This is a genomic window from Massilia timonae CCUG 45783, assembly GCF_000315425.1.
GTDB classification, from domain to species: domain Bacteria; phylum Pseudomonadota; class Gammaproteobacteria; order Burkholderiales; family Burkholderiaceae_D; genus Telluria; species Telluria timonae.
The window spans coordinates 1647205-1665629 of sequence record NZ_JH992922.1; the positions used below are offsets into that span (position 1 = coordinate 1647205).

At 66.8% G+C, this 18425-nt stretch carries 19 protein-coding genes; 9 read left to right on the forward strand and 10 right to left on the reverse strand.

All coding sequences use genetic code 11. From position 1 onward, the window contains the following. Position 1: 1 nt before the first annotated feature. A complete protein-coding gene (locus HMPREF9710_RS06965; protein ID WP_005665129.1) occupies positions 2-1726 on the reverse strand; it encodes a methyl-accepting chemotaxis protein in 1725 nt (574 codons plus the stop codon). Between the two features lie 63 nt (positions 1727-1789). Next, complete coding sequence (locus tag HMPREF9710_RS06970; RefSeq protein ID WP_005665130.1) at positions 1790-2245, reverse strand: cache domain-containing protein; 456 nt, start codon at positions 2243-2245, stop codon at positions 1790-1792. Positions 2246-2526: 281 nt separating this feature from the next. Here HMPREF9710_RS06970 and HMPREF9710_RS06975 point away from each other — a divergent pair, with 281 nt between their 5' ends. From HMPREF9710_RS06975 to HMPREF9710_RS06985, 3 genes are read left to right on the forward strand one after another with little or no spacing between them, the layout of a single operon-like run. Then, positions 2527-3921 carry a KamA family radical SAM protein gene (locus HMPREF9710_RS06975; protein ID WP_005665131.1) on the forward strand — a complete coding sequence of 465 codons (1395 nt, stop codon included), beginning with the start codon at positions 2527-2529 and terminating at the stop codon, positions 3919-3921. A gap of 20 nt (positions 3922-3941) precedes the next feature. Then, complete coding sequence (locus HMPREF9710_RS06980) at positions 3942-5201, forward strand: MFS transporter (protein ID WP_157225445.1); 1260 nt, start codon at positions 3942-3944, stop codon at positions 5199-5201. 58 nt (positions 5202-5259) lie between these two features. Then, positions 5260-6573 (forward strand): PQQ-dependent sugar dehydrogenase, encoded by a 1314-nt coding sequence (locus HMPREF9710_RS06985; protein ID WP_005665133.1) that lies wholly within the window; start codon positions 5260-5262, stop codon positions 6571-6573. A 7-nt stretch (positions 6574-6580) separates the two neighbouring features. On the opposite strand, the gene HMPREF9710_RS06990 is transcribed toward HMPREF9710_RS06985, so the two are convergent. From HMPREF9710_RS06990 to HMPREF9710_RS07005, 4 genes are read right to left on the reverse strand one after another with little or no spacing between them, the layout of a single operon-like run. Further along, complete coding sequence (locus tag HMPREF9710_RS06990; protein ID WP_005665134.1) at positions 6581-6907, reverse strand: hypothetical protein; 327 nt, start codon at positions 6905-6907, stop codon at positions 6581-6583. A gap of 2 nt (positions 6908-6909) precedes the next feature. Further along, positions 6910-9417, reverse strand: coding sequence for a cytochrome c oxidase subunit I (ctaD, locus tag HMPREF9710_RS06995; RefSeq protein ID WP_005665135.1), 2508 nt, complete (start codon positions 9415-9417; stop codon positions 6910-6912). Further along, complete coding sequence (gene coxB, locus HMPREF9710_RS07000; RefSeq protein ID WP_005665136.1) at positions 9414-10376, reverse strand: cytochrome c oxidase subunit II; 963 nt, start codon at positions 10374-10376, stop codon at positions 9414-9416. The genes ctaD and coxB overlap by 4 nt, the downstream gene beginning before the upstream one ends. After that, positions 10373-10765 carry a c-type cytochrome gene (locus HMPREF9710_RS07005; protein WP_005665137.1) on the reverse strand — a complete coding sequence of 131 codons (393 nt, stop codon included), beginning with the start codon at positions 10763-10765 and terminating at the stop codon, positions 10373-10375. The genes coxB and HMPREF9710_RS07005 overlap by 4 nt, the downstream gene beginning before the upstream one ends. A gap of 86 nt (positions 10766-10851) precedes the next feature. On the opposite strand from HMPREF9710_RS07005, the gene HMPREF9710_RS07010 reads away from it, so the two are divergent. The 3 genes from HMPREF9710_RS07010 (at position 10852) to HMPREF9710_RS07020 (ending at position 12697) form a co-directional block, all read left to right on the forward strand. Continuing rightward, positions 10852-11418, forward strand: a complete 567-nt coding sequence (locus HMPREF9710_RS07010) for a c-type cytochrome (RefSeq protein WP_005665138.1) — start codon at positions 10852-10854, stop codon at positions 11416-11418. Beyond that, the gene (locus tag HMPREF9710_RS07015) at positions 11415-11777 is read left to right on the forward strand and encodes a c-type cytochrome (protein ID WP_005665139.1); all 363 of its coding nucleotides are present in this window, start codon (positions 11415-11417) and stop codon (positions 11775-11777) included. Before HMPREF9710_RS07010 ends, HMPREF9710_RS07015 begins: the two co-directional genes overlap by 4 nt. 71 nt (positions 11778-11848) lie before the next feature. Then, positions 11849-12697 carry a fumarylacetoacetate hydrolase family protein gene (locus tag HMPREF9710_RS07020; RefSeq protein ID WP_005665140.1) on the forward strand — a complete coding sequence of 283 codons (849 nt, stop codon included), beginning with the start codon at positions 11849-11851 and terminating at the stop codon, positions 12695-12697. Between the two features lie 43 nt (positions 12698-12740). Here the strand turns inward: HMPREF9710_RS07020 and HMPREF9710_RS07025 are convergent, their stop codons facing one another. Continuing rightward, a complete protein-coding gene (locus HMPREF9710_RS07025) occupies positions 12741-13295 on the reverse strand; it encodes a carboxymuconolactone decarboxylase family protein (RefSeq protein ID WP_005665141.1) in 555 nt (184 codons plus the stop codon). A gap of 123 nt (positions 13296-13418) precedes the next feature. Between HMPREF9710_RS07025 and HMPREF9710_RS07030 the strand changes: the two genes are divergently transcribed. Next, positions 13419-14744 (forward strand): aspartate aminotransferase family protein, encoded by a 1326-nt coding sequence (locus HMPREF9710_RS07030; RefSeq protein ID WP_005665142.1) that lies wholly within the window; start codon positions 13419-13421, stop codon positions 14742-14744. Between the two features lie 24 nt (positions 14745-14768). Here the strand turns inward: HMPREF9710_RS07030 and HMPREF9710_RS07035 are convergent, their stop codons facing one another. The 3 genes from HMPREF9710_RS07035 to yjgA are packed head-to-tail and all read right to left on the reverse strand — an operon-like array spanning position 14769 to position 16647. Continuing rightward, positions 14769-15437 (reverse strand): alpha/beta hydrolase, encoded by a 669-nt coding sequence (locus HMPREF9710_RS07035; protein WP_005665143.1) that lies wholly within the window; start codon positions 15435-15437, stop codon positions 14769-14771. Positions 15438-15449: 12 nt separating this feature from the next. Beyond that, the gene (gene mog, locus HMPREF9710_RS07040) at positions 15450-16070 is read right to left on the reverse strand and encodes a molybdopterin adenylyltransferase (RefSeq protein ID WP_005665144.1); all 621 of its coding nucleotides are present in this window, start codon (positions 16068-16070) and stop codon (positions 15450-15452) included. Further along, positions 16048-16647, reverse strand: a complete 600-nt coding sequence (gene yjgA, locus HMPREF9710_RS07045) for a ribosome biogenesis factor YjgA (protein WP_005665145.1) — start codon at positions 16645-16647, stop codon at positions 16048-16050. The genes mog and yjgA overlap by 23 nt, the downstream gene beginning before the upstream one ends. Positions 16648-16741: 94 nt before the next feature. On the opposite strand from yjgA, the gene pmbA reads away from it, so the two are divergent. After that, positions 16742-18094 (forward strand): metalloprotease PmbA, encoded by a 1353-nt coding sequence (pmbA, locus tag HMPREF9710_RS07050; RefSeq protein ID WP_005665146.1) that lies wholly within the window; start codon positions 16742-16744, stop codon positions 18092-18094. Positions 18095-18107: 13 nt separating this feature from the next. Continuing rightward, positions 18108-18350 carry a hypothetical protein gene (locus HMPREF9710_RS07055; protein WP_005665147.1) on the forward strand — a complete coding sequence of 81 codons (243 nt, stop codon included), beginning with the start codon at positions 18108-18110 and terminating at the stop codon, positions 18348-18350. The last annotated feature ends 75 nt before the right edge of the window (positions 18351-18425 follow it).

Genomic DNA, 18425 nt, shown 5'->3' on the forward strand with positions numbered 1-18425 from the left:
TTCAGGCGCGCCGCCGCGTGGGCGCCGCGGGCGCCGCGGGCAGGGCGCGCACCGGACCGCCGCGCATCGCGCTGCCCGATGCGCGCCGTTCGCCCACGCCCTGGAAGCCGGATTCCGGCGCTTCTTCCGCGCTCGTCTCCTCTTGCGTTTCGACGCCCGCCGCATCGGCGTCCAGGCCGGGCGCGACGCGGAAGATCGCCACCGCCTTCGCCAGGTTCACGGTCTGCTCGTGCAGGCTTTCGGCCGCCGCCGCGGCCTGTTCGACCAGGGCCGCGTTCTGCTGGGTCATGCCGTCCATCTGCCCGACCGCGCGATTGACCTCGGCGATGCCGTCGGCCTGCTCGGTGCTGGCGATGCTGATGCGGCCGATGATGTCGTTCACCTGGCGCACCGAGGACACGATGTCGCCCATGCTGGCGCCGGCCTCGCTGACCGAAGCGTTGCCGCGCTCGATGATGTTCACCGAATCGGCGATCAGGCCCTTGATTTCCTTGGCCGCCGCCGCCGAGCGCTGGGCCAGGGTGCGCACCTCGGAGGCCACCACCGCGAAGCCGCGTCCCTGTTCGCCGGCGCGCGCCGCTTCCACCGCCGCGTTCAGGGCCAGGATATTGGTCTGGAACGAGATGCCGTCGATGACGCCGATGATCTCGACGATCTTGCGCGAGCTGGCCTGGATCGATTCCATCGTCGTCACCGCCTGCTGCACCGCCTGGCCGCCGCGCGATGCCAGTTGCGACGCTTGCGCCGCCAGCTCCGAGGCCTGGCGCGCATTGCTGGCATTGTCCTTGACCGCCGTGGTCAGGGTCTCCATGGTGCTGGCGGTCTGCTCGAGCGAGCCGGCCTGCATCTCGGTGCGGGTCGAGAGGTCGAGGTTGCCGCTGGCGATTTCCTGCGACGCGGTGTCGATCGAGCGCACCGCGTTCATCACGCTGTGCAGGGCGGCGTTCAGGCGCGCGATGGTGTGGTCCAGCGCCCGTGCGGTGTCGTCGATCTCGTCGCGGCCTTTCGCCTGCAAGGGCGGCGCGTCGAGCCGGCCTTCGGCCAGTTCGCCGACCGTGCGCGCGATCGCGTTGATCCCGCCCAGCATCGAGCGCCGCACCAGCATCGTCACCGCCAGCGACAGCCCGATCGACAGCAGCACCAGGCCGGCCATGCTCAAGCCAAGGCTGCGGAACTCGGCCTTGGCGGCGGCGTGGGCATCCTCGCTCATCTTTTTCTCGAGCTGGGCCAGGCGCGTCAGTTCGGCGTCGAGCGCGACGAACTGCTGCTCGGCCTTCTGCATCGAGTTGGTGGCGATCGACTGGTCGACCGAGGCCATCTCGATCGTCTCGCCGACCGCCTTGCGGTAGCGCGCCAGCGCCGCTTGCGAGGCCTCGATCGGCGCGCGCTCGTGCTGTTCGGCCTCCTGCGCGAACTTGCCCAGCTGGTCGCCGATGGCGGCGTGCCTGCGCTGGATGTCGGCGGTCAGGGCGCTCAGCCGGTTCTGGGCGAAGCTGCCGTTGACCCAGGCCAGCAGCTGGTAGGCGTTGGCATGCGCGAAGCGCGCTTCGCCGGCGACGTCGGCCACCGCCTGCAGGCGCGCGGCGCGCACCTGCACCATGTGTTCGAGCGAGGCATTCTGGCGCACCATGCCATAGTAGGCGGCCGCCGAAAGCAGGGTCAGCAGGACGAGCACGAGTCCCGGGGCCAGCAGCAGTTTCTGGCCGATCCGCAGTTTGTTCAGCATGGGAGTCACTCCTAGAGACGCGTGCGGTGGACGGATTCACCGTCCACCGCACGCCAACGGCAATCACTTCTTGTAGATGCCGGCTTCCAGCACCACGTCGTCGACCAGCAGGATATAGGTGGTCTTCGGCTCGATCTTGCCGGTGGTCGGGTTCTTGTACTGGTAGTCGACCCAGCCCTTGCCCTTGGCCGCGGCCAGCTCGATGATCTCGCGCCGGTATTTCTTGCCGTTCGCATCGGGCACATCGGTCAGGTCCTTGCCGACGATCGACGGGTTGTACGGATGGGCCAGCACGATGCCGGTCTTGACGTCGCGCAGGTCGACGTACAGCGAGCCCTGGACGAAGCTCGGATCCTTGGCGTTGATGAGTCTCATCATCTCGGCCTTGCCCTTGGTCTTGATGACGGTGGCGCCGCGCTCGGCCATCGCGATGGCGTCCTTCGCGGTCGGTTCGTTGGCGTGGGCGGCGGTGGCGGCCAGCCCCAGGCAGAGGGCGGCGGCGGTGGCGATCATCTTCATGGATGGCTTTCCTTTCGGGTGTGTTCGGTAGGATATTTCTCAAGTGCACGCACTAATGTACCGAGCCGTGACGGTGCCGGATTGCGTTCGCACAACGGCAGGAGCTGCGAGCCGGTCGCGTTGTGTCCTTGCCTCATTTCGCCGGGCCGCGTCGCAGGTTTGTTCTAAACACGGTCCGAGCAACAGTGAGGTTGATGGAAGGCAATTCCTGTTGCATACAGGCTCCCTAATATGAGTGCTTCCCGGCAACTTGCCGCCTGTCATCTCACTGGAGAATTCTCGTGACCACGACTGTATCGACGCCTTCCAAGTTCAAGCCGTATACGCGCCAGTCCATTGTGACTGCGCGCCAATGGGAATGGCTCACACCGGAGCTGCAGGAAGCCGTACAAGTGGTATCGCACGTGCTGCCGTTTCGCACCAATGCCTATGTGATGGATGAGCTGATCGACTGGAAGCGCGTGCCCGACGATCCGATCTACCGCCTGACCTTCCCGCACCGCGACATGCTGCCGGCCCATGAATACGAGCAGTTGCGCGAGCTGGTGCTGCACAAGAAGGACGACGCCGCCATCGCGCGCCTGGTGCACGACATCCGCATGCGCATGAATCCGCACCCGGCCGGCCAGATGACGCACAACGTCCCGCGCGTGAACGATGCGCCGCTCAAGGGCCTGCAGCACAAGTACAAGGAGACCGTGCTGTTCTTCCCCAGCGCCGGCCAGACCTGCCACGCCTACTGCACCTTCTGCTTCCGCTGGCCGCAGTTCGTCGGCATGGACGAGATGAAGTTCGACGCGCGCGAGTGCGGCGAGCTGGTGTCCTACCTCAAGATGCATCCGGACGTGACCGACGTCCTGATCACCGGCGGCGACCCGATGATCATGAACACCCGTTCGCTGGCCGAATTCCTCGAACCCCTGCTGGCGCCCGAGCTGGCCCACATCCAGAACATCCGCATCGGCACCAAGTCGGTCGCCTATTGGCCGCAGCGCTTCGTGTCGGACAAGGACAGCGACGACCTGATGCGACTGTTCGAGAAAGTGGTGGCAAGCGGGAAGAACCTGGCCATCATGGGCCACTACAACCACGCGGTCGAACTGCGCGCGCCGATTGCCCAGCAGGCAGTCAAGCGCATCGTCGGCACCGGCGCCACCCTGCGCATGCAGGGCCCGCTGATCCGCCACATCAACGAAGACCCGAAGAGCTGGGCCGAGCTGTGGACCACCGGCGTGCGCCTGGGCGCCATTCCCTATTACATGTTCGTCGAGCGCGACACCGGCCCGCGCGACTACTTCTCGCTGCCGCTGGCGCGCGCCCACGAGATCTTCCAGGAAGCCTATTCGATGGTGTCGGGCCTGTCGCGCACCGTGCGCGGGCCGTCGATGAGCGCCTTCCCCGGCAAGGTCGTGATCGACGGCGTGGTGACCATCAATGGCGAAAAGCTGTTCGCCCTGCAGTTCCTGCAGGCGCGCAATCCCGAGTGGGTGCGCCGTCCGTTCTTCGCCAAGTTCGACCCCAACGCCACCTGGCTCGATCATTTGAAGCCCGCGTTCGGGCGCGACCGCTTCTTCTTCGAGGTGGAAAGCGGCGGTCCGCTGCGCGGCCCCGGCGGACGGGTGATCCCGCTGGTGCCGGCCGGCCAGCGCGGCGAAGCCCAGCCCGACGCGGCCTGATGCCAGGCGCGGGTCCGACGATGCAACCAGGCGCCCTGGCGTCCGTAGCGCCCCTGCGCCTGTCCGGCGTGGGGGTGTTCTTCTACGTGTTCCTGCCGTTCGCGCTGGGGCACTTCCTGTCTTCGCTGCTGCGCAACGTGAACGCGGTGCTGGCCTCGCACCTGGTGGGAGCGCTGGCGCTCACCCCTAGCAAGCTCGGACTGCTCACCAGCGCGTTCTTCTTCGCCTTCGCCCTGGTCCAGCTGCCGGTCGGGATGGCGCTGGACCGCTACGGGCCGCGCCGGGTGCAGGTGGCGATGATGCTGCTCGCGTCCTGCGGCGCGCTGCTGTTCGCGAACTGCAGCGGCTTTTATGGCCTGCTGGCAGCGCGCGCCATCATGGGCTGCGGCCTGGGCGGCTGCTTCATGGCGGCGGTCAAGGCGATCTCCACCTGGATCGCGCCGAACCGGCTGCCGTCGGTGCACGGCTACCTGATCGCGGTCGGCGGCATGGGCGCCGCCAGCGCCACCATGCCGGTGCGCGCCGTGCTGGAATACACCGACTGGCGCGGCCTGTTCTGCCTGCTGGCGGCGCTGGTGGCCTGCACCGGGTTGTTGATCGCGCTGCTGTACCCGAAGGCCGAGGGCCCGGCCGCGCAGCGCGGTCCGCTGCTGCCGGCCCTGCGCGAAGTCTGGCGCGCGCCGAGCTTTCGCGCGGTCGCCTCGCTGGTCTTGATCCCGCATGCGGTGTTCTTCGGCGTGCAGGGCCTGTGGGTCGGGCGCTGGCTGTCCGATGTGGGGCGCTACCCCGAGCCCGCGGTCGCCTATCTGCTCTACCTGGGGATGGCGGCGGTGGTGTTCGGCGCGATCGCGGTCGGCATGGTCACCGAATGGGCCGGGCGGCGCGGCATGCCGCCGCTCGACGTGGCGGCGGCCGGCATCACGTTTTTCGTGCTGGTGCAGGCGGCCATGGTCATCGGCTACCGGCCCGGTGTCGCGATGCTGTCGGTGATGTTCACGCTGGTGGGCACGATCACCGGCATCGAGTACGCCATCGTGGCGCAGTCGATGCCGCGCGAACTGACGGGACGCGCCGCGACTTTCCTGAACCTCTTGATCTTCATCGGCGCCTTCCTGGTGCAGGCCGGCTTCGGGCTGGTGATCGGCCTGTGGCAGCCCGACCTGCTCGGCCGCGCGCCGCCGGAAGCCTATCGCGCCGCCTTCGCCCTGCTGGTGGCGATCCAGCTGCCCGGCCTGTGGCGGTTCGCGCGCCGGCGCACGGCTGAGCGTTCTCAGCCGTAACGTGCATAGGTGGCTTTGTCATATACACTTTCCCCAGTCCATATTCTTGGGGAAAGTCATGCGCAAACCACTCCCGTTCATGTGCGCAGGCGCCATGCTCCTGCTGGCCGCCTGCGGCGACAAATCGACCTTGCCGGCCGGCGCCGACATGGGTTCGCAGCCGACCCTGAAGGAGCCGAACAAGACCCTGATCCCGACCGTTCACATCGCCCCGGCCAAAGGCTGGCCGGCGAACACGACGCCGGTCCCGGCGCCCGGCCTGGCGGTGAACGCCTTCGCCACCGCGCTCGACCATCCGCGCTGGGTCTACGTGCTCCCGAACGGCGACGTGCTGGTGGCCGAGACCAATGCGCCGCAGCGTCCGGCGAAGAGCGGCATCGGCAACTGGGTGACGGGCAAGGTCATGGCGCGCGCCGGCGCCGGCGTGCCGAGCGCGAACCGTATCAGCCTGCTGCGCGACGCCGATGGCGACGGCGTGGCCGAGCTGAAACGCGTGTTCCTGAAAGACCTGAATTCGCCGTTCGGCATGGCGCTGGTGGGCGACACGCTGTATGTGGCCAATACCGATGCGGTGGTGCGCTTTCCGTACAAGGAGGGGGTGACCGAAATCCTCGACAAACCGCAGCAGGTGGCGCCGCTGCCGGGCGGTCCGCTGAACCACCACTGGACCAAGAACATCATCGCCAGCAAGGACGGCACGAAGCTGTACGCGACCACGGGCTCGAACAGCAACGTCGCCGAGAACGGCATGGACCAGGAGAAGGACCGGGCCGCGATCCTGGAGATCGACCTCGCCAGCGGCAAGACGCGCGTGTTCGCGTCGGGCCTGCGCAATCCGAACGGCATGGCCTGGCAGCCCGAGACCGGCGTGTTGTGGACCGTGGTGAACGAGCGCGACCTGATCGGCAGCGACCTGGTGCCGGACTACCTGACCTCGGTGAAGGACGGCGGCTTCTATGGCTGGCCGTACAGCTACTTCGGCAAGCACGTCGACGCGCGCGTCAAGCCGCCGCGTCCCGACCTGGTGGAAAAGGCGATCGTGCCGGATTACGCGCTGGGCGCCCACGTGGCGGCGCTGGGCCTGGCCTTCTACGAAGGATCGCTGCTGCCGGGGCAGTACAGGAATGGCGCCATCGTCGGCAACCACGGCTCCTGGAACCGCAAGCCGCGCTCGGGCTACAACGTCGTGTTCGTGCCGTTCAAGGATGGCCGGCCGAACGGCAAACCGGTCGACATGCTGACCGGCTTCGTCAACCAGGATGGCGAGGCCCATGGCCGGCCGGTCGGCGTCGCGGTCGACAGGAAGGGCGCGGTGCTGGTGGCCGACGACGTCGGCAACGTGATCTGGCGCGTGGCGCCGGACGCCGGTTGATGCGCCGTCAGGCGCATCCACTGACCAGCAGGACCGGCATCCCGGTCCACGCGATCGCCACGAAGGCCAGCACCGCGCTGGCCGCCGCCACGTAATCCACGAACTCGGTCGACCCCTGCCGCAGGCGCTTGCCGGCGGCGGCGCCGCTCCATACGCACACGGCCAGCGCCAGCAGCGTGGCGCCGCCCAGCAGCCACGGGTTCGGCCCTTCCGGCCGCCAGGCGCCCGGCGTGCACTGGGCCGCAGCCACGATATAGCTGAAGCCGAAGTGCGCGGCCCAGGCCAGGAGGGGAAGCGAGGCGCGCGTGGCGCGCCGGAAGAATCGGTCGTCCATGTTCAATCCATCACCAGCAGCAGGCCGCGGATCACCACCATGGCGGTGATGCCCTGCAGGGTCACGTAATGCCAGATCAGCGCGATATTGTCGCGCGTGGCGCGGTTTTCGGGCTTGACCAGGCCGCGCCAGGCGCGCACGCACAGGTAGGGCGCGGCCAGCAGCAGCACGAACAGCATCACGCCCTGGAAGCCGAGCATGATCGCGATCGAGGCGTTCCAGGCATCCTTGGTGCCATCGAGGTGGACCAGGCGCCAGCTGTGCACGTCGAGCAGGAAGGCGGCCGTGGTGCAGGCCAGCGCCGCGAGTGTCGTCCAGGCCATGCCGTGGCCCTTCAGGCGACCGCTGAACCAGACCAGGGCGGAGCCAAGCAGCAGCAGGGCGGCGGCGGCGATGGTGTACGTTCCGTCGGGCAGCGAGGCGCCCGGCGGCGGGCAGATCTCGAGCCGCATCGAGGTGTGGATGTAGGTGTAGGCGAAGGACCAGAAGATCCCGTAGATCACGATCAGCATGATGAAGGTGCCCCACCACGAATGCGAGGCGACGCCGACCGCGCCGATCGGCAGCCTGATGCCGCCGCCGATCGGAGCGTGGGTCATGTTGACGCTGCGGTCCGATTGCCACAGCCAGCCGATGATGCAGGCGACGGCGATGACGCCGCAAATCGAGGCCAGCACCATCGCCTTCACGGTCAGCAGCAGGAAGAAGCCGGCCGTGCCGGCGGCGCCGATCACGGTCAGCCAGCTGTCGCCGGGCAGGATCATCAGGTAGTTGGGCGTCGCGCTCACCGGGCTGGTGGCGATCGTCTCGCGGCGGCCGGTGACGGTATTGGGCAGGTAGTGGCGGCCTTCTTCGACCTCCTTCGACAGGGTCGGCTGGTCCCAGAGCGGATCGTCGGACGTGACGATCGGGATGCTGCGGTTGCCGTAGTCCTCGGACGGCAGCCACTCGAGCGTCGCCGCGTTCCACGGATTGCCGACTTCCTTGGTTGGCCGGCGCAGGGTGCGGGTGGCGTCGACGATCATGGCCACGATGCCAAGGGCGAACATGAAGGCGCCGATGGTCGAGAGCATATTCAGCCAATCCCAGCCCATCTCGTGCGAGTAGGTATAGACCCGGCGCGGCATGCCGTACAGGCCGGTGATGTGCATCGGGAAGAAGGTGATGTTGAAGCCGCCGAACAGCAGCCAGAAGATCGGTTTGGCCCAGCGCTCCGACATCTGGTTGCCGTTGATGAGCGGCAGCCAGTAATAGATGGCGGCGAACACCGGGAACACCATGCCGCCGATCAGCACGTAATGCAGGTGGGCGACGATGAAATAGGTGTCGTGCACCTGCCAGTCGAACGGGATCACGGCCACCATCACGCCGGTCAGCCCGCCCAGCACGAAGATGAACATGAAGCCGAGCATGAATAGAGTAGGAGCATTCAGCTTGATGCGGCCACTCCATAAGGTGGCGATCCAGCCGAACACCTGGATGCCGGTGGGGATCGCCACCGCCATGCTGGCCGCCGAGATCAGGCTCATCTCGAGCACGCCCAGGCCGGCGGTGAACATGTGGTGGGCCCACAGGCCGAAACTGAAGATGCCGACGCCGACCAGCGCCACCACGATCACGCGCCGTCCCACCAGGCGGTTCTGGGCGATGGTCGGGATCATGGTCGAGATCATGCCGGCCGCCGGCAGGAAGATGATGTAGACCTCGGGATGGCCGAAGAACCAGAACAGGTGCTGCCAGATCAGCGGGTCGCCGCCGCGCTCGGCATCGAAGATCGGCATGTTGAAGGCGCGCTCGAGTTCGAGCAGCGCGGTGCCGGCGATCACGGCCGGGAAGGCGATGATGATCATCACGCCCACCACCAGCATGGCCCAGGCATACACCGGCATGCGGCGCAGGGTCATGCCCGGCGCGCGGGTGAACAGGATGCCGACGATCAGCTCGATCGCGCCGGCGATCGCCGAGATCTCGATGAAGCCGATCCCCAGCAGCCAGAAGTCGGCGTTCAGGCCGGGCGAATACTTCATGCCGGTCAGCGGCGGATACATGAACCAGCCGCCGTCCGGCGCCAGGCCCCAGAACAGGGTGCAGAAGAAGGCCAGGCCGCCGAAGGCATAGGCCCAGAAGGCGTAGGCCGACAATCGGGGGAAAGGCAGATCGCGCGCGCCCAGCATATTGGGCAGCAGGTAGACCGCGATCGCCTCGACGATCGGGATCGCGAACAGGAACATCATCACGGTGCCGTGCATCGTGAAGATCTGGTTGTAGGTGCTGGCGGCCACCAGGTCGTTGTCCGGCACCGCCAGCTGCACCCGCATGATCAGGGCCAGGATGCCGGCCAGGATGAAGAACAGGATCGCCGTCCCGATGTACATCAGGCCGATATTGGTGTTGTTGACCGACTTGAAGAAGCGCCAGCCGCTGGGCGTTTCCCAGATCTGTTCGAGGCGGGTCAGCTCCAGCGGTGGGCGGGGCAGGGGATTCGGCAAAGCGTCGTCGCGCGTCGTCATTTCAGGTGCTCGAGGTAGGTGGCCAGCGCGCGCAGGGTTTCGCCGTCCAGGTCTTGTGAAGGCGGCATGAACACGCCTGGCTTGATGGCTTGCGGGTCGGCGATCCAGCCGGCCAGCGTGCCGCGGTGGTTGCGCAGGGTGCCGGCCGCGATTTCGCGGCGGCTGCCGACGTGGGTCAGGTCAGGGCCCAGGCGCGAGGTGTCGGCAATGCGCGCCTGCTCCGAGAACGGCGGCACGTCGGTGACGCCGCGGATCGTGTGGCAGGCCTGGCATTGCTGCGCCAGGAAGGCCTCGCGGCCGCGCCGCAGCACGGTGGTGTCGGCCGGCAGGCTTGGCGCCGCCTGGCGCGCCAGCCAGGCGTCGAATTCGGGGCGCGGCAGGGCGATCACGTGGAAGGCCATGCGCGCGTGCTGCTCGCCGCAGTATTCGGCGCACTGGCCGCGATACACGCCCGGCTTGTCGGCGCGCAGGGTCAGGCCGGTGACGCGGCCCGGGATCATGTCGCGCTTGCCGGCCAGCGACGGCACCCACAGGCTGTGGATCACGTCGGACGCGGTCAATCCAAGGTAGACCGATTCGCCGACCGGGATGTGGATCTCGTTGGCGCTGATGATCTCGCGATTGGTGGCCGGGTCGCGGTAGCGCACCTCCCACCACCACATCTTGCCGGTGACCGAGATCGTCAGCGCATCGTGCGAGGTCTGCGGCGCCAGCTGCGCGCTGCGCCAGGTGCTCCAGGCGAGCAAAGCGGTGAGCACCACCACCGGGAAGGCGATGCCGGCGCCGAAGATCCAGATGGCGGGCCGGATCGGGCGCGCCTGGCGCCGCATGGCCAGGGTCAGCAAGGCCATCACGAAGATGAAGATCAGCGTGCCGCCGACGAACAGCACCCAGGTGAACTGGTGGATGATGGCGGCGTCGGCGCCGGCCGGATGGAGGACGGATTGCAGGTCGTTCATTTCAGGGTGTACATGAAGGCCGCCATATGGCGCGCCTCTTCTTCGGAAATGCCGAGCGCCGGCATCAGCGTGCCGGGCTTGACCGCGGGCGGGTTCCGCAGGAAGCGGACCATGTTCTCGGGCTGGTTCGGGATGCTGCCTGCGATATAACTCAGGCGGCCCATGTACTGCAGCGACGGACCGGCGTCGCCGTTCGTGCCCTGCACCTCGGGAATGAAATGGCAGGCCGCGCACTGGTATTGCTGGGCCAGCAGGCGACCGCGCTCCGGATCGCCCCCTTCGACACGGCTCGGCTTGTCCTGGCTGCCGCAGCCGCTCGCCAGCAGCGCGCACAGCAGCATGGCGCTGGCGCGTAAAAGGAAAGGACGGCCGTATTGACAGATATTCATGCGCACGGTTGGTTTTTCGTGAAAAAGCAGTGGCTTTTATAATACAAGAAATTAGATGTCATTTTTTTAACTGAACGCCCTAGGTTATGCTATCCAATCGCGCACGACTTATCGTCAAGACCATGGTGCTGACCCTGCTGGGGGCAGGGCTGATCGGCGCCGTCATCGGCCTGATCGTCCTGCGCGGCGGTTTCTACAATATCGCCGCGACCGCGCAGCACTACCCGCTGATCTACACCGTGTTCGAGGAAGGCTTGCAGTACTCGGTGCAGAACCACGCGCGCGACATCCAGGTGCCCGCGGGGCTGGGCGCAGCGGAGCAGGTGCGGCGCGGCGCCGCCATCTACGCGGCCAACTGCATCCAGTGCCACGGCGGACCGGGCATCGCGCCGCTCAAGCAGGGCATGAGCATGCAGCCGGTGCCCGGGCCGCTGGTGGACGCCGACCTCAATTGGGAAACGCGCGAGCTGTACTGGATCACCCGCAACGGCATCAAGATGAGCGGCATGCCGGCCTGGGAATACCACTTGAGCGACAACGATATCTGGGCCGTGGTGGCGTTCGTGTCGGCCATGCCGAACATGACGCAGGAAGACTTCCGCCGCATGACCTCCACCGAGGCCGGAACCGTAACCCAGGGGGAGGCGCCATGACAGCAGCACGCATTCCCGCCATGATGGCGCTGGCCATGCTGGTGGCGGCCTGTGGCCCGACGCGGCCGGCGCCCGGCATCCAGGGCGACCCCGAACGCGGCAAGATCGCGCTGACCCAGTACGCCTGCCACTCCTGCCATACGGTGCCGAGCATCGCCGGCTCGAAGGTCTACGTCGGCCGTCCGCTCGGCGACATGGCCGAGCGCCGCTACATCGCCGGCAAGGTGCCCAATACCCAGGACAACCTGGTGCGCTGGATCATGGATCCGCAGGCGATCGATCCGGGCAACGCGATGCCGAACATGGGCGTGAGCGAGCGCGATGCGATCGACATCAGCGCCTATCTGCTCAGTCAATAGCCGATCCTTGGTATCATCGCCGGTTTGACGCGGACCGCCACGGTCCGCGCGTTCACGACCGAGGAAGAATCATGAGATTGGTGCGCTATGGCCGCCCGGGCAAAGAGAAGCCGGGCCTGTTCGACGAAGAGGGCCGCCTGCGCGACCTGTCCGGCATCATCGACGACATCGATGCGTCGGTGTTGGGCGACAAGGCGCTGCGCAAGCTGGCGAAGATCGACCACAAGACCCTGCCGCTGGTGCGCGGCAATCCGCGCCTGGGCGTGCCGGTCAAGGGCGTCGGCAAATTCATCGGCATCGGCATGAACTACGCCGACCACGTCGCCGAAACCAAATCCATCACCCCGAGCGAGCCGGTGTTCTTCACCAAGGCGACCAGCTCCCTGAACGGCCCTGACGATGCGATCGTGCTGCCGAAAGGCTCGAAGAAGACCGACTGGGAAGTCGAACTGGGCGTCATCATCGGCACCCGCGCACAGTACGTGAGCGAAGAAGAAGCGCTGAAGTACGTGGCCGGCTACTGCGTGGTCAACGACGTCTCGGAGCGCGCCTTCCAGTTCGAGATGGGCTCGCAGTGGGATAAAGGCAAAGGCTGCGACACCTTCGGCCCGGTCGGCCCCTTCCTGGTCACGCGCGACGAGATCTACGACGTGCAAGACCTCGACTTGTATCTGGAACTGAACGGCAAGCGCATGCAGACCGGGAACACGGGCAGCATGATCTTCAGCGTGGCGCAGATCGTCAGCTACGTGTCGCGCTTCATGACACTGGAGCCGGGCGACATCATCACCACCGGCACCCCGCCGGGCGTGGGCATGGGCCGCTCGCCGCAGCGCTTCCTGAAAAAGGGCGACCAGCTGCGCCTGGGAATCGCGGGCCTGGGCGAGCAGCAGGCCGAAGTGGTGGCGTTTCCGAAATAAGCGTCGCCCCCGCGAAGGCGGGGGTCCAAGTACACCTTCAACCCTAATCCGGCATGCGCCACGCGCCCTCCTCGGGCACGCTGGTGCGCGCCGTGTTCATCACCATCGCGAGCAGGGTGTAGTAGCCGTTGATCCCGATGAGGTCGACCACGCCCTGATCGCCGAACAGCGCGAGCGCGTCGGCATACACCCGGTCCGACACCGCCTTGTGCTCGTGCAGCTCGATGCAGAAGTCGTGCACCACCGCCTCGTCCACCAGCATGTCGCCCGGCCGCTCGCGCGCCGCGATGGCCGCGATGACCGACGACGGAATTCCCACCTGGGCCGCGATCGGCGCATGGATCGCCCACTCCACCTGCTGGTCCCACTGGCGCGCCGTGACCAGGATCGCCAGCTCCGACAGGCGCACCCCGATCGCGCTGCGGTAGCGCAGGTACTCGCCCATGCGCTGCGCATGGCTCATCAGCTCGGGACTGCGCAGCAGCGGCACGAAGGGGCCGTAGACGGCGCCGCGCGGGCCGGCGACGATTTCCCGCGCGGCGGCGCGCTGGGCGTCGTTCAGTTCATGGTCGGGAATGGGGCCCAGGCGCTCGCTCATGTGTTGTTCCAATAGTGATCCCAAGAAAATATTCGCACGGCCTGCGCTAAAAATCAAAAGAAGCCGGCTCTCCCGCGCTTATCGTCAAGTGTCGTCCCTATCGGAGATCGGAGGTAAGCTTTCATGAGCCACATCATCCACCGCAGTCTGCGCCAGGTGCCGCCCCTCGCGGCCGGCGGCGAGGGCATTACGCTCGTCGACACCAACGGCAAGACCTATATCGACGCCAGCAGCGGCGCCGCCGTCTCTTCGCTGGGCCACGGCCACCCGGACGTGATCGCCGCCATGCACCGCCAGATCGACCGCTGCGCCTATGCCCACACCGCCTTCTTCACCACCGACGTGGCCGAGCAGCTGGCCGCGCGCCTGGTCGAGGGCGGGCCGGAAGACATGGGGGGCGTCTATTTCGTCTCCGGCGGCTCCGAGGCGATGGAGACCGCGCTCAAGCTGGCGCGCCAGTACTGGGTCGAGATGGGCGAGCCGCAGCGCACCCGCTTCCTGGCGCGGCGCCAGAGCTATCACGGCAACACGCTGGGCGTCCTGGGCGTGGGCGGCAACGAGTGGAGAAAACGCGCCTTCGCCCCGCTATTGAAGGATGCGCTGCGGGTGTCGGCCTGCTACGAGTACCGCGGCCGCGCCGACGGCGTCAGCGTCGACGACTACACCGCCGGCCTGCTGGACGAACTGGAGACCACCATCCTGCGCGCCGGCCCCGAGAACATCATCGCTTTCGTGGCCGAGCCGGTGGTGGGAGCGACCGGCGGCGCGATCCCGCCCACGCCGGGCTACTTCCAGGGCGTGCGCGAGATCTGCGACCGCCATCGCATCCTGCTCATCGCCGACGAAGTCATGTGCGGCATGGGCCGCACCGGCACCATGTACGCGATCGAGCAGGACGGCGTGGCGCCCGACATCGTGGCCGTGGCCAAGGGCCTGGGCGCCGGCTACCAGCCGATCGGCGCGGTGCTGGCGCACAAGGCAATCGTCGAATGCCTGCGCAGCCGCAGCGGCATGTTCCAGCACGGGCACACCTATATCGGCCATCCGGTAGCGGCCGCCGCGGCGCTGGCGGTGCAGCAGGTGATCGAGCGCGACGACCTGCTGGCGCGGGTGCGCAGCCGCGGCGCGGTGCTGCGCCGCATGCTGGGCGACGTGTTCGGGGTGCACGAGCATGTCGGCGACATCCGCGGACGCGGGCTGCTGCTGGCGCTGGAGTTCGTGCGCGACCGGGAAACGAAGGAGCCGTTCGCGCCCGAGCGCAAGCTGCACGCGGCGATCAAGGCCAAGGCGATGGCGCGCGGCCTGCTGGTCTATCCGATGGGGGGAACGATCGATGGGCAGCACGGCGACCATGTGCTGCTGGCGCCGCCCTTCATTGCGACGCCGGCGGATCTGTCCGAGATCGTGTCGCGCCTGAGCGATGCGGTGGAGGCGGCGTTGTCGACGTGACCGCGCCGCCGATGGAGCCGGGTGTCAGGCGACGACCTTGCGAATCCACTTCGCGATGTCCTGCACCTCTTCCAGGCACAGCGTGTGCTGCATCTGGTAGGCATGCCACTCGACCTGGTAGCCGAGCGATTCGAGCACCTTGCGCGAATCCTCGGCGCGCGCGAACGGCACCACCGGATCCTGCACGCCATGCGCCATGAAGATCGGCGTGGCCAGGCTGGCGTCAATGCGCTCGGCGCCGGCCACGCCCGCCAGCGGCAGGTAGCCCGACAGGCACATCATGCCGGCCAGAGGTTCCGGGTGGCGCAGGCCGGTCTGCAAGGTCATCGCGCAGCCCTGCGAGAAGCCGGCCAGGATGATGCGCGAAGCCGGGATGCCGCGCGCCTTTTCGCGCGCGATCAGCGCCTCGACCTGCAGCTGCGAGGCGCGCAGGCCGGCTTCGTCTTCGCGCCGCACCAGGTCGGTGGCGACGATGTCGTACCACGAGCGCATCACGTAGCCGCCGTTGATCGTCACCGGCATCGTGTTCGCATGCGGGAACACGAAGCGGATGCCGGGCAGGCCCGACAAGTCCAGTTCGCGCACGATCGGCACGAAGTCGTTGCCGTCGGCGCCCAGGCCGTGCAGCCAGACGATGGCAATGGACGGGTTCGGCGCGGTTTCGATCTCGATATTCTCAAGCAGCTGGCTCATGGCTTCCTTCAGTTAGGCGACAGGCGGACGCAATGCCGATTTGGGGCGGAAAGTCTTGCTCACCGCCGGATTGGTTTCCATGTACGGGCCGCCGATCAGGTCGATGCAATAGGGGACGGCCGCGAAGATGCCGCCGACGACCGTGTTGCCGGCGTCGTCCTTCAGCCCTTCGAGGGTTTCCTTGATCGACTTCGGCTGGCCGGGCAGGTTCATGATCAGGGCCGCGTGGTCCGCCGTTTCGCGAATCACCGCGGTCTGGCGCGACAGGATCGCGGTCGGCACGAAGCGCAGGCTGATCTGGCGCATCTGCTCGCCGAAGCCGGGCATTTCCTTGGTGGCGACGGCCAGCGTGGCCTCGGGCGTGACGTCGCGCCGCGCCGGGCCGGTGCCGCCGGTGGTCAGCACCAGGTGGCAGCGTGCGCTGTCCACCAGTTCGACCAGGGTCGCTTCGATACTGGCGCGGTCGTCGGGGATCAGTCGCGTCTCGACGCGAAATGGCGTGGTGATCGCTCCCGCCAGCCACTCGTTCAGCGCCGGGATGCCCTTGTCTTCGTAGACGCCGCCGCTGGCGCGGTCGGAGACCGACACCAGGCCAATCACCAGCGTCGCATCACTCGTCGTCGGATTCGTCATCGTTGCCTTCTTCTTCGGCGTCGGCGTCGGCTTTCTTCTTCTTGCTCAGGTCCTTCAGGATCTGGAAGATCTCGCGGTAGGCCTTTGGCGGCTTGGATTCGGCCACTTCCTTGCGCGCGTTGCGGATCAGGGTGCGCAGGTGCTGGACGTCGAGCTCGGGATTTTCTTCGAGCAGGACGGTCAGGGCCTTGTCGTCGGCCAGCAGCTTCTCGCGGCGGCGCTCGAGCGCGTGCAGGGCGGCGGTCTCGGACTTCGAGGCGCCTTTCCAGCTGTCGATGGCGCGCTGGATGGCGGCGACTTCTTCCTCGTCCAGGGTGCGCATCTTCTTGCCCACGAATTGCAGGGCGCGGCGGCGGCCTTCGTGGTTGGTGATGGTCTGGGTTTCGAGGATGACATCGCGCACGTCTTCCGGCATCGGCACGCGCTTGACGCGGTCGCGTGGCGCGTCGACCAGTTGCTCGCCGAGCTTTTGCAGCTCGTTCGACTGGCGCTTGAGTTCCGACTTGGAAGGACGGTCGTATTCGGGTTCGAACTCGTTCGACTGGAAGCCGACCGAGCCGCGATTTGGATTAGGCATGATATGAATGGATTTGATTGGCGCGGGGCCGATCAGTGAAAACTGTAAACGGCTGCTATGATAACTGTTTTAGGGCCTGCCACGAAAAACACCTATGAACGACAACGCTTTTACCCACACCCAGGATCAGCTCAAACAGCTGGCGCGCGACGTGCTGGCGTTCGCCCGCGAGCAGGGCGCGACCGACGCCTCGGTCGAGATCAGCGAAGGGAGCGGTTTGTCGGTTTCTGTGCGTAAAGGCAACATCGAGACGATCGAGCAAAACAAGGACAAGGGCCTGGGCGTCACCGTCTATGTGGGCCAGCGCCGCGGCAATGCCAGCACCTCCGATTTCTCGACCTCTTCGCTCAAGGCGACCGTCGAGGCGGCGGCCAACATCGCTCGTTTCACCGCCGAGGACGATTGCGCCGGCCTGCCCGATGCCGATCTCCTCGAGCTCGCGCCGCGCGACCTGCGCCTGTTCTACCCGTGGCAGATCAGCACCGAAGAAGCGGTGGAGCTGGCCAAGCGCTGCGAAAACGCCGCCTTCGAGGTCGACAAGCGCATCACCAACAGCGAAGGCGCCAGCGTCTACGTCCAGCAATCGCATTTCGTCGGCGCCAACTCGCGCGGCTTCATCGGCGGCTATCCATTCTCGCGCCACACGATCTCGGTGGCGCCGATCGCCGGCAAGGGCAATCAGATGCAGCGCGACGACTGGTACACCTCGTCGCGCAATCCCAAGGAACTGGCCAAGCCCGAGAAAGTGGGCCGCTACGCCGCCGAGCGCGCGCTGGCGCGCCTGAACGCGCGCAAACTGAATACCCGCACCTGCCCGGTGCTGTTCGAGGCGCCGCTGGCCGCCGGCCTGCTGGGCGCCTTCGTGCAAGCGGTGTCGGGCGGCGCGCTGTACCGCAAGTCGACCTTCCTGCTCGATACCCTGGGCAAGCAGGTGTTCCCGTCGCACATCCAGATCGTCGAAGACCCGCACCTGATCGGCGCGGTCGGCTCGGCGCCGTTCGACGAAGAGGGCGTCAAGACCGTGCGCCGCAAGGTGATCGCCGACGGCGTGCTGCAGGGGTACTTCCTGTCGTCTTACTCGGCGCGCAAGCTGGGCATGCAAACCACCGGCAATGCCGGCGGCTCGCACAATCTCGAGATCGTCTCCAGGGACACCCGCCGCAGCGACGATTTCGAGGGCATGCTGCGCAAACTCGGCACGGGCCTGCTGGTCACCGAGCTGATGGGCCAGGGCGTCAACTACGTGACCGGCGACTATTCGCGCGGCGCGTCCGGCTACTGGGTCGAGAACGGCGTCATCCAGTATCCGGTCGAAGAAATCACCATCGCCGGCAATATGCGTGAGATGTTCCAGCAAATCGTTGCCGTCGGTAACGACACCCTCGTACGCGGCAACAAGACCACCGGCTCGATCCTGATCGAGAAGATGGTCGTGGCCGGCAACTGAAGAGGAGAGCGCCATGGGCCGATTCGTCCGCATCGACAAGGAAAGCAGCCCCAAGACGGTGCTGCTCAATCTCGACCTGGTGGCCACCGTCGAGCTGGCCCCGCAATCCGACCTGCTCAGCTCGGGCGGCGCGGACAGCCGCAAGGTGTACGCCACCTTCCTGGCACCCGATAAAACCGCGATCGCGACCCTGCACTTCGACAGCAGCGCGGATGCGAACGCCTGGGTCAACACCCATCTGGGCGTCGCACTCTGAACGCTCCGCCGTGCGGGATTGCCCTGCTGCGCTGCGTCTTCGGCATCGCCATGTTCACCCACGGCCTGCCCAAGG

Coding starts and splice junctions, on each gene's coding strand:
- HMPREF9710_RS07005 (WP_005665137.1), bottom strand. CDS start 10,765: ATGAATATCTGTCAATACGGCCGTCCTTTCCTTTTACGCGCCAGCGCC.
- HMPREF9710_RS07035 (WP_005665143.1), bottom strand. CDS start 15,437: ATGAGCCAGCTGCTTGAGAATATCGAGATCGAAACCGCGCCGAACCCG.
- HMPREF9710_RS06980 (WP_157225445.1), top strand. CDS start 3,942: ATGCAACCAGGCGCCCTGGCGTCCGTAGCGCCCCTGCGCCTGTCCGGC.
- HMPREF9710_RS07055 (WP_005665147.1), top strand. CDS start 18,108: ATGGGCCGATTCGTCCGCATCGACAAGGAAAGCAGCCCCAAGACGGTG.
- HMPREF9710_RS07025 (WP_005665141.1), bottom strand. CDS start 13,295: ATGAGCGAGCGCCTGGGCCCCATTCCCGACCATGAACTGAACGACGCC.
- ctaD (WP_005665135.1), bottom strand. CDS start 9,417: ATGACGACGCGCGACGACGCTTTGCCGAATCCCCTGCCCCGCCCACCG.
- HMPREF9710_RS07020 (WP_005665140.1), top strand. CDS start 11,849: ATGAGATTGGTGCGCTATGGCCGCCCGGGCAAAGAGAAGCCGGGCCTG.
- pmbA (WP_005665146.1), top strand. CDS start 16,742: ATGAACGACAACGCTTTTACCCACACCCAGGATCAGCTCAAACAGCTG.
- HMPREF9710_RS06985 (WP_005665133.1), top strand. CDS start 5,260: ATGCGCAAACCACTCCCGTTCATGTGCGCAGGCGCCATGCTCCTGCTG.
- HMPREF9710_RS07030 (WP_005665142.1), top strand. CDS start 13,419: ATGAGCCACATCATCCACCGCAGTCTGCGCCAGGTGCCGCCCCTCGCG.
- yjgA (WP_005665145.1), bottom strand. CDS start 16,647: ATGCCTAATCCAAATCGCGGCTCGGTCGGCTTCCAGTCGAACGAGTTC.
- HMPREF9710_RS06990 (WP_005665134.1), bottom strand. CDS start 6,907: ATGGACGACCGATTCTTCCGGCGCGCCACGCGCGCCTCGCTTCCCCTC.
- HMPREF9710_RS06970 (WP_005665130.1), bottom strand. CDS start 2,245: ATGAAGATGATCGCCACCGCCGCCGCCCTCTGCCTGGGGCTGGCCGCC.
- HMPREF9710_RS07015 (WP_005665139.1), top strand. CDS start 11,415: ATGACAGCAGCACGCATTCCCGCCATGATGGCGCTGGCCATGCTGGTG.
- HMPREF9710_RS07010 (WP_005665138.1), top strand. CDS start 10,852: ATGCTATCCAATCGCGCACGACTTATCGTCAAGACCATGGTGCTGACC.
- coxB (WP_005665136.1), bottom strand. CDS start 10,376: ATGAACGACCTGCAATCCGTCCTCCATCCGGCCGGCGCCGACGCCGCC.
- mog (WP_005665144.1), bottom strand. CDS start 16,070: ATGACGAATCCGACGACGAGTGATGCGACGCTGGTGATTGGCCTGGTG.
- HMPREF9710_RS06965 (WP_005665129.1), bottom strand. CDS start 1,726: ATGCTGAACAAACTGCGGATCGGCCAGAAACTGCTGCTGGCCCCGGGA.